This is a genomic window from Pseudomonadota bacterium (assembly GCA_037200975.1).
Lineage (GTDB): Bacteria > Pseudomonadota > Gammaproteobacteria > Steroidobacterales > Steroidobacteraceae > CADEED01.
Genome location: JBBCGI010000001.1, coordinates 145,802 through 161,974 on the forward strand (window position 1 = coordinate 145,802; position 16,173 = coordinate 161,974).

The window sequence follows — 16,173 nt, forward strand, 5'->3', positions numbered from 1 at the left end:
TCTTATCTCCGAGCCGTATTGGCAATGAAACTGACTACCGCGAGGATCAGGAAGACGAAGAACAGGATCTTCGCAATACCCGCTGCGCCTGCGGCGATGCCGGCAAAGCCGAACACGGCTGCGATGAGCGCGATTACGAAAAAGATGACTGCGTAGTGAAGCATCGATATCTCCGCACTAGTTGGAACGCACCGGAACTTCGGTGCCGGCGGAGCGCATGATGGGCGGAGTGCCAGTTGGCCTATGCAGGCTGGTGGGCGCAACGAACGTAGGTGGATGCCCACATGGCTGTAAGGCCCGGGGATTACAACCGTGGGAGGTTGGTGTCAGGTGGGACTTGCGGGAACTGGGGGCCTGGCGCGCGAATTTGGCACTGGCGGGTGCCAGTTCCCGCAAGTCCCACCTGACACCAAACAAGGCGCCAAACTAGTCGTCGTTGAGCTCGACGACCTCGTCGCATTGCCTGGCGAGATTCGGATCGATGTGCGCGCGATCGTCGGCGCCCAGCACAACGACGCCGTCGTAGCTCTCGATCCGCTGCCGCAGCTGCGCGACGTTGAGATTGGGAAAGCGCCCGGAGTCTTCCGCCGCCGGCATGCTTTCCCCGAACAGGTGATCCGTATCGTCGAACAGCAGCACGGCATCGGACGCTTCCGCCGCCTTGAAGAATGCGTCGAGGTTCTTCTCGGTATCGCCGACGTACTTGCTGACGATGCGCTGCAGGTCGATTTCGAACAGGTCGACCGACAGCTCGTTCGCGAACAATTGCGCCGCGAGCAGCTTGTTCCTGCCCGAAGGGCCGGTGAACAACACGCGCAGCCCCCGGCAGACGCCGGCCTGGCTGCCTTCGACCTTGGCGCGGCGCGTGGCCAGCAGGCGGTCGAGCACCGGCTTCAATTGTTCATCGTGCATCATTCGAAACCTCGCCCCGGAAACTGCGATCTGAGCAATGGCCGCCAGAAGTCTTCGGCCAGCCGGCGGAAACCTGTACCGCTGGGATGAATTTCGTCGGCCCAGTGCACATCGTCGACCGGCAAGGCGGCGCGCATGTCCACCACGTGGAACCGGGGCCGGGCCGCGGCCAGCGCCCGGAGCCGGGCGTGTAGCTCGTCGACCAGGTATTTCGCGACTTCGCGCCCTTCGGTGTCCGGCTCGATCCCCTTCGACAGCAGCACCGGGCGCATCCACGGACCCGCCTTGAGCAGTCCGAACGGGCCGGTGGCCTTGCGGCCGGTAGGTTGGAAATAACAATAGCTGTGCGCGACCACCACGCATTTGGGCCGCAACACGTCACGCGCGTCGAGCAGCCGCGAATACGCCGCCACGATGTCGTCCAGCACGGTAGTTAGTGCGCCGAGCTTGACGGCGCTCTGCCAGGTCGCGCCGGCCGCCTTCGGGTTGAGCACCTTGCCCAATTCGCGGGCCACGAGATCGTTGCCGCCGGCGCTCATCATGAGCAGATCGACTGCGTAGTTCTTGAGGTAGTACTTGAGCTTCTTCAGCTGCTCGCTGCCGTTTCCGAGGATGTCGCGCGCTTCGTCGCCGTTGTGCTCGAGCCGCAGCATCGAGAAGTCGCTCATCATCTCCACGTAGTCGGCGAGGTTCGCGTTGAGCGGGTAACTGAACCAGGAATCCCCCTCGCTGACGACGATCAGCCGTTTGGGAAATTGCCGGACGCTGGCGGCAAAAACGGCCTGTTTCGGCCGCCCATCGGAGACCCGCTTTACGGGCTTCGGCATTTCATTGCACTCCCTGTCGTTTTCGCCGTTATGCGGCGAACTATACTCCCGGCCATTCTCTCGACGCGCGGAGTACCCAGTGATCGACCTCTACTTCTGGCCCACGGGCAATGGCAAGAAGATCACCATCATGCTCGAGGAAACCGGGCTGCAATATCGCATCTTCCCCGTGAACATTAATAAGGGAGATCAGTTCAAAGACGATTTCCTTGCGCTAAGTCCTAACAACAAGATGCCCGCCATGGTCGACGGCGGCATCGCGATCTTCGAGTCCGGCGCGATCCTGCAATACCTCGCCGAGAAGACGGGGAAACTCTTACCCGCCGATACCCTCGGTAAATACCGAGTGCTGCAGTGGTTGTACTGGCAGGTCGGCGGTCTCGGCCCGATGGCCGGCCAGGCACACCACTTCCTCAAGTACTCGCCGCAGAAGATCGAATACGCCATGCATCGCTTCCAGACCGAGGTCGCGCGGCTCTACAAGGTGCTCGACACGCAGCTCGGCAAGTCCGAGTACATCGCGGGCGACTACTCCATCGCCGACATCGCCGCCTGGCCGTGGGTGGTCCGGTACGACTGGCAGGGACAGAAGTTAGAGGATTTTCCCAACGTCAAACGCTGGTTCGAAAGCGTCGGCGCCCGCCCGGCCGTGCAGCGCGGCGCCGCCGTGGGCGCGGATCTCATGAACGCGGCTCCGGCCGCGACGGACGAGGACAAGAAGCGCCTGTTCGGATTTCGCGATCAGGACCTCAAGTAGGATTCCGGTCGCGCCGCTACCAGCCAAACGTCTTGCGTAATGCCACCATCGGCGCATCGCGCGGCCCGTGTTGCGCCTTGAGCGCCGCGATGGCTTCCTGCGCGATCGCCATGCCGAGCTCACGATAGGCCTCGAGCTGCTCCTCGTCGAAGAACTGATCGGCGGTAGTCTGATTGGGGAAATCCACGTTGCGCCGCCAGTACGAGGAGGTGTCGGCATTCATGCCGGCAATCGGCGCCGCCTGCAGGTACAGGATGATGCCGAGCTCGCTGGTGCCCGGATACTTGATGGTTCCCACCGCCCAGCCCCGCTTCGCGGCCGCGCCGAGCTGCGCCGGCCGCAATACGTCGAGTGGATAGTCCTCGCTGGTGAAGCGGATGTGGACGCCGAAATCGACGCGCACGCGCTGGATGGTGTTGGCGAGATCCTCCATCGCGAAAGACACGTCCTGGCTCGCCTGCGACAACACGATTACCTTTACTCGGCGGCGAATCAGCTCGTAAATGCCGGTGTTGTCGAAGTGGCCGCCGTCCGTCAGCTCGATGAAGAACGCGTTCTCGGTGGTGCCGCTGCCGAACAAGCCCTGGCGAATGCCGGGCGCCAGCAAGTTGGGCGGAAACCATTTGTGCCACGCCTTTGGCACGCGCGAAGCATGCGGGTTACGTACCCAGTACCCGAGCCGCACATTGGTCAGCGACAGCAACAACGACACCAGCGCATTACGCGTGATGCCGCGCCCCGCCACGCCGGCGTGCGGACTCGCCGCGGCGCCCGAACAGGCCACCGCGGTGGCCAGCGTGAAATGGCCATCGCCGAGATTCCGCGTGTCGATCCAGCCGGTCGCGCTGCTGCCGCTGAAACGCTGCGACAACACGAAGCTGTCGCCGCCGCGGCCACGGAAGCGGTCCTGCCGCGCGCCCACCATCACCACGTTGCAGTTCACGAGATGCAGCGGCCGTTGCGGACCGCCCTTCTCGTCGACCAGTTTGACCAGGTCGAACTGGTCGGCGGTACCGGCGCGTTTCCACTGGTTGTCGCGGATCGCGTCCTTGTCGGGCATGAACAGTTCCATCAGGCGGTCGCGGTACATGCGCCCGATGCCGATGTAGTTGGCATTGACGATGAAGCCGGCGAACACACCCAGCACACCGACCACGGCCAGCATCGAGAACGTCAGGTGCGCGATCTCCACGTCGTACTCGTCGCCATGCAGTGACTGCACGATCGAATACGCGACCAGCAGGATGCCGTACACCAGCAACACCGCGGTCAGCAGGATGCGCACCGTGGAGAAGACGGACGAGGTGGACTTCTTGTCGCGGCCGGCGATGAACTGGTAGATAGCGCCGAGCACGCCCAGCAGCGAGCTCGACAACCCCGCGGATACGCCGCCGATCTTCGCCTCGATGAATCGAAACGCGTACGGCACGCTCCACACGGCGGCCAACAACACCAGGCCAGTCAGCAACGGCCCGAGGACCTGCTGGTAGAGGATGCGCACGCGGTATTGCCACTTGTGCACCACGTGTGAACCGTCGCGCGCCTGCTCGTAGTCCGCGCGCGCCCACCACAGCAGCACCAGGCACGCGGCCGCCGCGACCAGAAAACCCACGCCCACGGGCCAGCGCCAATGCAGATCCGCCGGATTGATCGCGACGCTGCCATCCGGATGCCGCAGCAGCCGCACCGCCGCGACGATGAACAGGACGGGTGGCACGGCGCCGATGAACACCGCGGCCCGGGTCGGAATGCTGCCTAGCCAGCTCGCAACGCCGAACAACAGGAATGCGCCCGTAACGATGAGGCCGAGGAACAGCAGCAGCGATTCGATGCGCTGCGGATGCCCCTGCCATGCGGCCGGGCCGTCACTCGCCGGCAGGATTCCACCGACCTCCATGGCCCACAACATCGCCGCGAGGATGGACGTGTACACACACAGCGTGATCAACGTGCCGCGCAGCGCCACCCCGAGCAGCGACATCGTCGACATGCTCGAGGGCTTGAGGTAGTTGCCGTGTTGCCGGAAGTAGTCGAGCCAGGTGAAGCGGCTGCCCTCGGCATGTTCGGTCTTGCTGGCGAGGAACTCCGCGCTGCGCGCGCCGAGATCCGCCGCGCCGAGAAAACGCCGGTACGCGCCGTCCTTGCGGAAGTGGAACTTGAGCCAGGAAACCGCACCGCCGATGTAGCCGCCGCCGGACACGGTCGACATGTAATCGAAGCGGTCGAAGCAGCTGTCCGCCGCGTCCGCGGGCGTGTCGCCGGGTTTCTCGTTCATGAACGTCTGGATGACGCCGAGCGCGAACGAAGCCGAACGGATGCCGCCGCCGGAGATCGCCAGCGCTGCGCCGCAGGGCACGGCGAGATCAGCTTTCGCGCAGGGTAGATCGAGGGCGCTGCGCTCCTGCTGGAGGAACCCGTCGAAGACGTGCACCTGGTCGCCTTCGAGTTGTGCGATCGCGTCCATTTCGCCGCCGCTCATGCCCCACCCCACGCCTGCGTTTCTTCGAGCTCGCTTTCGCGCGTGCAAGGGTCGGGTGGATTGGCGTGTTTCGGGCGCTGCCCGACCGTGTAGTGAAACCGGTCGCCGGGCTTGGGCTCGCGCCAGCGATTGTGGATAGGATCGAAGTTCTCGCCGATCTTGCCGTCGATGTCGGCGCGCGCGCAGCTCGTGCCGATGCAATCGGTCTGCATCGGCAGGCCGCTCGCGATGGCCTTGTGGAGCATCCAGCGCAACGTGATGTCGTTGAGCGCGTGGTTGTTGTTGCCGCCGCCGACATCCGAATGCACGCCACGGAACCACACCTCGCAGCCGCCTTTGACGCGGGTCGGGCGGAAGGTCTGGCGCGCCTCGTCGAGCGCGAGTGCGTGGTAGCAATACTTCACGGCCTTCGGCAAACCGAGGTGATAACCGAGATTGATGCGGTTGAAATTGAAGCCCGGCAGGTTGATGGGAATGCCGAAAGCCGCGACGATGTCCCACACGCCGAGGAAACGGATCTGCGGTTTCTCGACCTTGCCGTCGACCTTGACGCCATCGTCGGTGACGACGTTGGCGAAGTGCACCGCCAGCGCGGCACCGCGGCTGAAGCCGACGATGTCGATGTCGCGATCGCCGGCGGCGAATTGTTTCGCCATGTCGCGCTGCGCGTCTTCGATGCGGTCATGGCCGCCGACGCCGAAGGCACCGCCCATGAATTTTCCGAGCGTGCCGTGTTTGGTGCCGACGCCTTTGTAGAAGAATTTCGTACCAGTGTAGAGATCCTTGAACCTCACCACGTTGGTGTTCAGGTCGTAGCGACCGGCATCCTTTTCCGAGTTCCAGGTTCCGTCGAACGCATATAGCGCCATGGTGATCCGCCTCCCAGCAGAGGCGCGAAGAATACATTAAAGGGGACATGCCTATTTATTCGGCAGCGGACGGATTCGAATTGCTGCGACTTTTTACCGCCGTGTTTCTTCATCGCGTGAATCGGCACAGACGCATCAGTTATCCCGCGCGACAAACTCCTGCTGCGCCGGTAGCTTGGAGGGATGCCACGCAGAGCTCGAGCCATCGTCGCAGGCTACTGCTATCACGTGATGAATCGCGCGAACAACAAGGAGCGAATTTTTCACGACTCCTCGGACTACGCAGCCATGGTGTGTTTCATGGCCGCAGCGCAGCAGAGATTCCCGCTGGGAGTCCTGGCAACCTGCCTCATGCCGAATCACGTGCACTTCGTGCTGCGGCCATCGGACGACGATGCAATCTCCAGATGGACGCATTGGTTGTTCACCAATCATGCAGCCCGGCACCACAGAAAGTACGCCACGACCGGAAGGCTTTGGCAGAACCGCTTCAAGGCGTCCGCAATCCAGCAAGACCACCATCTGCTGCGCGTGATGCGCTACGTGGAACGCAATGCCTTGCGTGCGGGGCTGGTCACTCGGGCAGAGAACTGGCAGTGGGGTAGTTTGAACTGGCGGATCGCGAATCACCCGCTGGTGAGCCCGGACGTGCCGCCGGTCGCGCTGCCGGACGACTGGACCAGGAGGGTCAATCAGCCTCAGACGGCGGCCGAACTGGACGACTTGCGGAACTCCATTCGACGTCAGCGACCCATTGGCGCGACAGACTGGGTTGAAACTACCGCCAAGACGCTTGGAGTCGAGTTCTCTATCCGACCGAGAGGCCGTCCACGAAAGCAGCCGGGGGAAATACCGACCACCATGCCGCTGGATCTGTAGTCGGAAAAATAGGCATGTCCCCTTTTATTGGGTGACGAGCATGTCGCAGAGGGTGGCGGGGTCTACGGGCTTCACGAGGTGCATGTCGAAACCCGCTTCGCGGGAGCGGCGGCGATCGACATCCTGTCCCCACCCGGTGAGCGCCACGAGCACCGCGCCGCGGCCCCAGCTCTCCGCGCGTATTCTCCTCGCAACCTCACAACCATCGAGCTTCGGCATGCCGACATCCAGCACCACGATCTCGGGCCGCGTCTGCCCGGCCAGCGCCAGCGCTTCTTCGCCATCCGACGCGCAGGTCACCTCGTGACCTTCCATCCGCAGCATCAGCGCCAGGCTCTCGAGCGCATCCTGGTTGTCATCGGCGATCAGAATATTGCGGCGTACCTGCATGACCGGCTCGCTCCTTTGTGTTGATGGCGCCTCGCGCGCAGCCTCGTCCTGATCGAACAGCGGCAGCCGCACCGTGAATTCGCTGCCCTGATCCGCGCCGGGGCTGGCCGCACCGATTTCGCCGCCATGCAGCTCGACCAATGCGCGCACCAGCGCCAGCCCGATTCCCAGACCGCCGCTGGTCGACGCGCGTTCGCTCGGAATCTGCGTGAACAGCTCGAAGATATGCGGCATGGATTCCGGCGGGATGCCGATGCCGCTGTCGCGCACCACGATCTCCGCCCGGCCGTCGTTCGAACGCGTCGCGAGCACGATCTGCCCGCCCTCACCCGTGTACTTCGCCGCGTTGTGCAACAGGTTGCCGACCACCTGCGCGAGACGCACCGGATCGCCGCGCACCGTCAAAGCAGACCGCGCCGAGTCGATCTCCAGGCGCTGCTTCTTCTGATCGAGCAGCGGCTGCACGGTCTCCACCGCGGCGGCGATCACATCCGCAACCTGCACCGCCTCACTCACCAGCACGATCTTGCCGCGCGCGATGCGCGACACATCCAGCAGGTCGTCGACCAGCCGGATCATGTGTTTGAGCTGCCGCGCGATGACCCCGCGCGACCAGATGATCTTCGGATCCTGCGTCTCGCCCTGCATCAACATGTGCGAGGCATTACGCAAGGGCGACAACGGATTACGCAGCTCGTGCGACAACATAGCGAGGAACTCGTCCCGCTTGACGACGGCCTCCTTGAGTGAATTTTCCGCGCGGATCCGCTCGCGGATCTCGGTTTCGAGCGAACGCAGCGAGTGCTGCAGCTCATCGTTCGCCTTCTGCAGGTGGCCGTTGATCTCCTCGAGCTCGCGGGTCTTCTCCGACTGCAGGTTGTAGTTAGCCTCTTCGAGCCGGCGGTTCGACTCGGCCAGTTCCTTGTTCACGCTCTGCAGCGCGCGGCGCTGGCGGTCGAGCTCGATGAGCACCGCCACTTTGCTGCGCAGGATCTCCGGCACCACCGGGATGTACACGTAGTCGATCGCGCCGGCCTTGTACCCCTTGAGCCGGTCGAACTCGGTGACGTGCACACCGGTGACGAAAATGATCGGCGTGGTCTCGAAGCGCGGATGGTCGTGGATGAGCGCCGCCGTCTCGAAGCCGTCCATCCCCGGCATCTTCACGTCGAGCAGCACCACCGCGAACTCCTGCTTCATCAGCGCTTCGAGCGCTTCGAGGCCGGAGTTGACCGCCACCAAGTTGTGCCCCAGCGGCTCGAGGATGGCGCGATAGGTCAGCAGCCGCGCCGGCTGGTCGTCCACCATCAGGATATTGGCGGCCTCGCGGCCGTGCGGCAGGGCTGGAACAGGTGCATTCATTGAGTATCTATCCCTACGGCTGCAACCACATGCGCACCAGCGACAGCAGCTGCGTGGTGTTCACGGGTTTGGCAACGTAATCGGAAGCACCGGCCTGCAGGCATTTTTCGCGGTCGCCCTTCATGGCCTTGGCCGTCAACGCGATGATCGGCAGCGAGCGGAAAGCCGGAATCTCGCGGATTCGCCGCATCGTTTCGTAGCCGTCCATCTCCGGCATCATGACGTCGGTCAGGATGAGTGACAGATCGGGGTTGCTGTCCAGTAGTTCGATCGCGTCATGGCCGTTGGTCGCCGTGATGACGTTCATGCCGTGCCGTTCGAGCAGGCTGTTCAACGCGAAGATGTTGCGCACGTCGTCGTCCACCACCAGCACCTTGCGGTCGCGCAGCGGCTCGTCGCTGTCGTGCAGCTTCTCGATCATGCGCTGCTTGGCTTCCGGAAGATCCGCGATCACGCGATGCAGGAACAACGCAGTCTCGTCGAGCAGGCGTTCGGGCGACTGCACGCCCTTCAACACGATGCTCTTCGCGCGCTGGCGCAGCTCGGTTTCCTCTTCCGGCGTGAGCTCGCGCCCGGTGAACACGATGATGGGCATGTCGCGCAGGCGCTCGTCGCGCTGGATCTCCGACAGCAGCTCGAAACCGGAGATGTCGGGAAGCTTCAGATCGAGGATCACGCAGTCGAACTTTGTCTCGCGCAGCAGCGCAAGGGCTTCCGCGCCGCTGGCCGCCTTGGTGATCTGGATGTCGTCCGCGCCGATCAGCGCGGCGATGCTCATCTGCTCGGCCGAGTCGTCCTCGATCACCAGCAATTCGCGCACCCGCGGCGCGATGAATTCCTGGATTCGTTCGAACACCGCCGCCAGCCCTTCGACGGTCGACGGCTTGGTCATGAACGAGAAGGCGCCGCGCTCCAGGCCGTATTGCCGCTCTTCCTCGACCGTGAGCACCTGCACCGGGATATGCCGCGTCGCCGGATCGTGCTTGAGCTGATTCAGCACCGTCCAGCCCAGCATGTCCGGCAGGAACACGTCGAGCGTGATGGCGCGCGGATGGAATTTGCGCGCCAGCGACAATGCATCCGCGCCGTTCTGCGCCACCAGCACCTTGAAGCCCTTGCCGTGCGCCGCCTCCAGCAACATCTTCGCGTAGCGCGGCTCGTCCTCGACGATCATCACCGTGCTGTCACCCGGGTCGATCGTTTCACGGTCATCCTCGACCACCTCGATGTGCGGGGCGGGCAGCGCAGGCAGCGCCGCCGATGGCTTCGCATGCACGGGTGCATTGCCACGGCCATAGGCCGCGCCCTGGTACGCCATGGGTAGATAGAGCGTGAAGGTGCTGCCCGCGCCCGGGGAGCTCTTGAGGCGGATTTCGCCGCCCAGCAGGTGCGCCAGTTCGCGGCTGATCGCGAGACCCAATCCCGTGCCGCCATACTTGCGGGCGGTACCCGCATCCGCCTGCTGGAACGCCTCGAAGATGATGCGCTGCTTCTCGGGCGAGATGCCGATGCCGGTATCCGTGACCGAGAATTCGATGACATTCTTCGCCTGCGACAGTACCGGGTGATCCGCGCTCCAGCCCAGCATCGCGGGACCGACGTGCAGGCGCACGCTGCCCTGCGCGGTGAATTTCATCGCGTTCGACAGCAGGTTCTTCACGATCTGCATGAGGCGCTTGGCGTCCGTGACCATTGTGCGCCCGAGGCGCGGGTCGAAATCCGCGGTGAACATGAGATGGCGCGACTCGGCCTCGTGGCGGAAATTGCGCTCGATCGTTTCGCGCAGCTGCGAGAACGCCAGTTCCTCGCTCTCGACCGTGACCGTGCCCGACTCGATCTTCGACAGATCGAGAATGTCGCTGATGAGATTGAGCAGATCGGTGCCGGCCGCGTGGATCGTCTTGGCGAACTCCACTTGTCGGCCGGTGAGATTGTTCTCCGGATTCTCCGACAGCTGCTGCCCGAGGATCAGGATGCTGTTGAGCGGGGTGCGCAGCTCGTGCGACATGTTCGCCAGGAACTCGGTCTTGTAACGCGAGGTGAGCGCGAGCTCCGCTGCCTTCTCTTCGAGCGCCTTGCGGGCCTGCTCGATTTCGTTGTTCTTGCGCTCCACCTCGGCGTTCTGTTCGGCGAGCAGCCGCGCCTTGGAGGCCATCTCCTCGTTCGTGGTCTGCAGCTCCACCTGCTGCGCCTGCAACTCGCCGGCGAGTTCCTGCGACTGTTTCAACAGGCCTTCGGTGCGCATCGTCGCTTCGATGGTGTTCAGCACCACGCCGATGGAGCCCGTGAGCTGCTCGAGGAACGCCAGGTGCGGCGCGGTGAATTCATACATCGAGGCCAGTTCGATGACGGCCTTGATCTCGCCCTCGTACAGCACCGGCAGCACGATGACATTGCGCGGTTGCGCTTCGACCAGGCCGCTGCCGAGGCGGATGTCCTCGGGCGGCACACGCGCCAGCAACAACCGCTGGCGCTGCACCGCGCATTCGCCGACGAAGCCTTCACCGAAGCGGTAACGGCGCGGTTCGGCCGAATCGCGTACGTCGGCGTAACTGGCGAGCTGCTTGAGATAACGCTGGCCGTCTTCGTAGCCGACGATGTAGATGACACCCTGGTGCGCGTTCACCAGCGGGGCGAATTCGGCCAGCAGCAATTCGCCGAGCGTGACGAGGTCGCGCTGGCCCTGCATCATGCGGCTGAACTTCGCGAGGTTGGTCTTGAGCCAGTCCTGCTCGGTGTTGCGCTCCGTCGTGTGACGCAGGTTGTGGATCATCGCGTTGATGTTGTCCTTGAGCTCGGACACTTCGCCGCGCGCTTCGACCTGGATCGAACGCGTCAGATCGCCCTTGGTGACGGCGGTCGCGACTTCCGCGATCGCGCGCACCTGGGTTGTCAGGTTCGCCGCGAGCATGTTCACGTTCGCGACCAGGTCCTTCCAGGTGCCAGCCGCGCCGGCCACGTGCGCCTGGCCGCCGAGCCGGCCTTCCACGCCCACTTCGCGCGCCACCGAGGTCACCTGGTCGGCGAAGATGGCGAGCGTGCCGGTCATGGAGTTGATGGTTTCGCCGAGCGCGGCGACTTCGCCCTTCGATTCGACGGTGAGTCGCTGGCGCAGGTCGCCCGTGGCAACCGCGGTCACGACCTTGACGATGCCGCGCACCTGGTCGGTGAGGTTGTTGGCCATGACGTTGACGTTTTCTGTCAGGTCTTTCCACACGCCCGACACGTCTTTCACGTTGGCCTGGCCACCGAGCTTTCCCTCGGTACCGACCTCGCGCGCCACGCGCGTCACTTCGGCCGCGAAGCTGTTGAGCTGGTCCACCATGGTGTTCATGGTTTCCTTGAGCTCGAGGATTTCGCCGCGCACGTCCACCGTGATCTTGCGCGACAGATCTCCCCTGGCTACCGCGGTGGTCACCTCCGCGATATTGCGCACTTGCGACGTGAGGTTGGTGGCCATCGCGTTGACCGAGTCGGTCAGATCCTTCCAGGTGCCGGCGACGCCGGTCACGGTCGCCTGACCGCCGAGTTTTCCTTCCGTGCCGACTTCGCGCGCCACGCGCGTCACTTCGGCCGCGAAGCCGTTCAGCTGGTCCACCATCGTGTTGATGGTTTCCTTGAGCAGCAGGATTTCGCCGCGCACGTCCACCGTGATCTTGCGCGACAAATCGCCGCGCGCCACGGCCGTCGTCACCTCGGCGATGTTGCGCACCTGGTTGGTCAGGTTGCTCGCCATGGAGTTCACGTTGTCGGTCAGGTCCTTCCACACACCCGACACGCCCTGCACTTCGGCCTGGCCACCGAGCTTGCCTTCGGAGCCCACCTCGCGCGCCACGCGCGTCACTTCCGAGGCGAACGAACGCAGCTGGTCCACCATCGTGTTGATGGCTTCCTTCAGCTGCAGGATTTCGCCGCGCACGTCCACCGTGATCTTGCGGGAGAGGTCGCCGTTGGCCACCGCCGTGGTCACCTCGGCGATGTTGCGCACCTGGCCGGTCAGGTTGCCGGCCATCGAATTCACATTGTCGGTCAGATCCTTCCACGTGCCGGCGATGCCGGGCACGATGGCCTGGCCGCCTAACTTTCCTTCCGTGCCGACTTCGCGCGCCACGCGCGTCACTTCGGAGGCGAAGGAGCGCAGCTGGTCCACCATCGTGTTGATGGTTTCCTTGAGCTGCAGGATTTCGCCACGCACGTCCACCGTGATCTTGCGGCTCAGGTCGCCGCTCGCCACCGCGATGGTCACTTCCGAGATGTTGCGCACTTGGCCGGTCAGGTTCGCCGCCATGGAGTTCACGTTGTCGGTGAGATCCTTCCACGTGCCGGCGACACCGGGCACGGCCGCCTGTCCGCCGAGTTTGCCTTCGGTGCCCACCTCGCGCGCCACACGCGTCACTTCGGACGCAAAGGAGCGCAGCTGATCCACCATCGTGTTGATGGTTTCCTTGAGCAGCAGGATTTCGCCGCGCACGTCCACCGTGATCTTGCGGCTCAAGTCGCCGTTCGCGACGGCGGTGGTGACTTCCGCGATATTGCGCACCTGGCCGGTCAGGTTGCCGGCCATGAAGTTCACGTTGTCGGTGAGATCTTTCCAGGTGCCCGCGACGCCGGGCACGATGGCCTGGCCGCCTAACTTCCCTTCCGTGCCGACTTCACGCGCCACGCGCGTCACTTCGGAGGCGAACGAACGCAGCTGGTCCACCATCGTGTTGATGGCTTCCTTGAGCTGCAGGATTTCGCCGCGCACGTCCACCGAGATCTTGCGGCTCAGATCGCCGTTGGCCACCGCGATGGTCACTTCGGAAATGTTGCGCACCTGGCCGGTCAGGTTGGCAGCCATGGAATTCACGTTGTCGGTCAGGTCTTTCCACACGCCGCTGGCGCCGAGCACCGCGGCCTGACCACCAAGTTTTCCTTCGGTGCCCACTTCGCGCGCCACGCGCGTCACTTCGGACGTGAACACGCCCATCTGAGTGATCATCTCGTTGACCACGTTGGCCGAACGCAGGAATTCGCCCTTGAGCGGCCGGCCATCGGCTTCGAGCCGCATGCTCTGCGTGAGATCGCCCTTGGCAACCGCGGTGATGGTGCGGGTCACTTCGGCCGTCGGCCACAACAGGTCATCGATCAATGTGTTGACCGACGATTCCATCTCGCCCCACGCACCGGTGCGGCGCTCGCTCGCGACCCGGATCCGCGTCTTGCCTTCCTTGCCGACCATCTGCCCGGCGCGTTCGAGCTCGGAGGCCATGCGTTCGTTGGCGCTGACCATTTCATTGAACGCATCGGCTATCTTTCCGCCCAGCCCCGTCTGGTCGGTAGCAAGGCGCACGCTGAAATCGCCTTCGCGCACCGCCTGCACCGCGCGCAACAACTTCTTGAGATCGAACTCCGCCGCAACGGCGTGTCCGTTCCCTCCATTGCCGTTCGTTACCTTGATCTTGGGGATCTTGGAAACCGCTGGCGTGCGGCGGCGCGGCGAAGAACGCCCGCGTGCGGAAATGTCCATTGCGGTATGCCCATCCTACGAGGTCGTCAGAGTCTAAAGCCTGCGGACCGCTGACTTCTTCTGGGGGTTGTGTAGGAAAGATCGGACACGGCGTGGCGCAGAAACGCGAGCGCCACAAGCCAGCGCGGCGGATTTTCGAACGTCACCGTCACGCATCCGCGCGAATCTGCTCCGAACTGCCACCACGCCAAAGAGCGGCGCGGGCATTGCAGCGCGGGCGGCATGCGGCCGGCGTGATGCGCGGGGTGAGTTTGAACCCTTCGATCGCGCGAATGGAGCGCGCGGAAAACGAGGCGTAAAGCGAAAAGCCCCTAGTGCCGCTCAGCGCTCTATTTCTGAAGATGTAGCTTTTCGTAGCCTCGTTTTCCGGCACCCGAAGGGCGCGCTCCCTTGAGCGCGATCGAAGGGTTCAAACTCACCCCGCGCATCACGCCGGCCGCATGCCGCTACTACTGAGGCGCCCGCGCCGCCTGCGGCGCGAACGTATCGCCGAAATAATCCCCCCGAATCCACAACGGCGGCTCCTCCGAATCCGCCATCGCCCGCGTAACCCGATAGTTAGCTTCCGCGAACCTCGCCCCCGCCTCCCAATCGATCTTCTGATCCATGTCGTCCTTCGGACTGTGGTAGCCCTTCTCGAAGAACTCGCTCCACTTCTGCTCGCCGCCATTCGCGAATCCGGTGGCAAAGAAAACCGCGGGCACGCCCTGTTTGACGAACATGTAGTGATCCGAGCGGGTGAACACGCCCTGCTCCGGCATCGGGTCCGGCGACAGCTGGATGTTCATCGGCGCGACGGCCTGCGCCACCAGCTTGCCGAGCGTGGAATGATTGGCGCCGAACGCGACCACATCGGTGAACGGATACAGCAGCAGCGGCATGTCGAGGTCGACGTTGCCGACGATCTGGCCGATGGGCACGGTGGGATGGCGTGCGTAGTAGTCGGCGCCGAGCAGCCCCTTCTCCTCGGCGGTCGACGCCAGGAACAGAATCGAGCGGCGAGGCTTGTCCGGCGCGGCGGCGGCCGCGCGCGCCACTTCCAGCAGGGTGGCGATGCCGGCCGCGTTGTCGAGCGCGCCGTTATAGATGTGATCGCCATCGGTCTTGTCGTCGCCCGCCACGACCTTGATGCCGAGATGATCGAGATGCGCGGACAGCACCACGTACTGCGAGGCGAGCTTGGAATCCGAGCCGGGCAGGATGGCGATGACGTTCGGGCTGGTCACGCGCTCCGAGGTGCTCACACTCCTGATCTGAACTCGTGTCTTGAGCGCGAAGCCGCGCGGCGAGGCCAGCTTCTTGTCGGCTTCCTTGCGGATCGCCGCGAACGTGTGGCCGCTGTCGGCGAAAACCGCTTCCGCAGCAGGGCCGTTGAGCAACCCGCCGATGCGGATTGCCGGCGCTTCCGAGAACACCACACCGTCGGGACCGACCCAGCTGAAATCCGGATCGCTGGCGTATTGCAGCGCCACTTTCCAGGGAGTGGTCTTCTCGGCCTGCAGCGTGCTCACGGCCAACATGCCGATGGCGCCGTGTTTCTCGGCCACCTTGTCCTTGTTCGCTGCCATGTGCGCGCCTTCTTCACTCGGCAGGCCTTTCGGGAAGCCGCGCAGGACGACGACGATCTTGCCCTTCACGTCGAGCCCGCGGTAATCGTCTAGTTTGAAGCGCGCGTCTTCGACGCCGTAGCCCACGAATACCAGCGGCGCAGAAATATCGAGCTTCGGTTCACGGCCGTTGAGCCCGACCAGCACGTCTCCTGCGTGCGGAAAATTCTTCTCGCCCGCGGGTCCGCTGATGGTGATCGACCCCGCATCTGCCGTGCGCTTCGTTTGCTGGAACGTGACCCGTTGATACCAGGTGCCGTTCTCGCCGCCCGGCTTCAGACCGAAACTGGCGAACTGGTTTGCCACGTACCGCGCGGCGATCTCGTTGCCGCGGCTGCCGGTATCCCGGCCCTCGAGCAGATCGTCGGCGAGGAAGGCCACGTGGGCGCGAACGCGGTCCGCTGAAAACGCCGGCTCGGTGGATTGGGCCGCGACGGTGCCGCAAACGAGCACGGTGGTGGCGCTGACTAACAAGGTAAGAGTACGCATAGGCGGCCGATCATCGGCGAGTTGCCGCTGGCGGGCAAGCCCGACGCAACACCGCTGCGCCAATCCGATCCTGCCTCGCGCCCGACCGCACAC

The 16,173-nt window shown here is 64.0% G+C and carries 10 protein-coding genes; 2 read left to right on the forward strand and 8 right to left on the reverse strand.

Annotation, left to right across the window (positions count from 1 at the left end):
• Nucleotides 1-2: 2 nt before the first annotated feature.
• From WDO72_00675 to WDO72_00685, 3 genes are all read right to left on the reverse strand, one after another.
• Nucleotides 3-164 (reverse strand): DUF1328 domain-containing protein, encoded by a 162-nt coding sequence (locus WDO72_00675; GenBank protein MEJ0084170.1) that lies wholly within the window; start codon nt 162-164, stop codon nt 3-5.
• Nucleotides 165-426: 262 nt separating this feature from the next.
• Nucleotides 427-915, reverse strand: a complete 489-nt coding sequence (locus tag WDO72_00680; protein MEJ0084171.1) for an ATP-binding protein — start codon at nt 913-915, stop codon at nt 427-429.
• On the reverse strand, nt 912-1,739 hold the full coding sequence (locus tag WDO72_00685; protein ID MEJ0084172.1) for a hypothetical protein: 828 nt from the start codon (nt 1,737-1,739) through the stop codon (nt 912-914). The genes WDO72_00680 and WDO72_00685 overlap by 4 nt, the downstream gene beginning before the upstream one ends.
• A 79-nt stretch (nt 1,740-1,818) precedes the next feature.
• Here WDO72_00685 and WDO72_00690 point away from each other — a divergent pair, with 79 nt between their 5' ends.
• The gene (locus WDO72_00690) at nt 1,819-2,496 is read left to right on the forward strand and encodes a glutathione S-transferase N-terminal domain-containing protein (GenBank protein MEJ0084173.1); all 678 of its coding nucleotides are present in this window, start codon (nt 1,819-1,821) and stop codon (nt 2,494-2,496) included.
• 16 nt (nt 2,497-2,512) lie between these two features.
• Here the strand turns inward: WDO72_00690 and WDO72_00695 are convergent, their stop codons facing one another.
• On the reverse strand, nt 2,513-4,975 hold the full coding sequence (locus tag WDO72_00695) for a hypothetical protein (GenBank protein ID MEJ0084174.1): 2,463 nt from the start codon (nt 4,973-4,975) through the stop codon (nt 2,513-2,515).
• Nucleotides 4,972-5,844 (reverse strand): DUF2235 domain-containing protein, encoded by an 873-nt coding sequence (locus tag WDO72_00700; GenBank protein ID MEJ0084175.1) that lies wholly within the window; start codon nt 5,842-5,844, stop codon nt 4,972-4,974. Before WDO72_00700 ends, WDO72_00695 begins: the two co-directional genes overlap by 4 nt.
• Nucleotides 5,845-6,072: 228 nt before the next feature.
• On the opposite strand from WDO72_00700, the gene WDO72_00705 reads away from it, so the two are divergent.
• Nucleotides 6,073-6,723 carry a transposase gene (locus tag WDO72_00705; GenBank protein MEJ0084176.1) on the forward strand — a complete coding sequence of 217 codons (651 nt, stop codon included), beginning with the start codon at nt 6,073-6,075 and terminating at the stop codon, nt 6,721-6,723.
• A 24-nt stretch (nt 6,724-6,747) separates the two neighbouring features.
• Here WDO72_00705 and WDO72_00710 read toward each other — a convergent pair whose 3' ends face one another.
• The 3 genes from WDO72_00710 to WDO72_00720 form a co-directional block, all read right to left on the reverse strand.
• Nucleotides 6,748-8,475 carry a response regulator gene (locus WDO72_00710; protein ID MEJ0084177.1) on the reverse strand — a complete coding sequence of 576 codons (1,728 nt, stop codon included), beginning with the start codon at nt 8,473-8,475 and terminating at the stop codon, nt 6,748-6,750.
• Between the two features lie 13 nt (nt 8,476-8,488).
• Complete coding sequence (locus tag WDO72_00715; protein ID MEJ0084178.1) at nt 8,489-13,984, reverse strand: HAMP domain-containing protein; 5,496 nt, start codon at nt 13,982-13,984, stop codon at nt 8,489-8,491.
• 449 nt (nt 13,985-14,433) lie between these two features.
• The gene (locus WDO72_00720) at nt 14,434-16,080 is read right to left on the reverse strand and encodes a M28 family metallopeptidase (protein MEJ0084179.1); all 1,647 of its coding nucleotides are present in this window, start codon (nt 16,078-16,080) and stop codon (nt 14,434-14,436) included.
• Between the last annotated feature and the right edge of the window lie 93 nt (nt 16,081-16,173).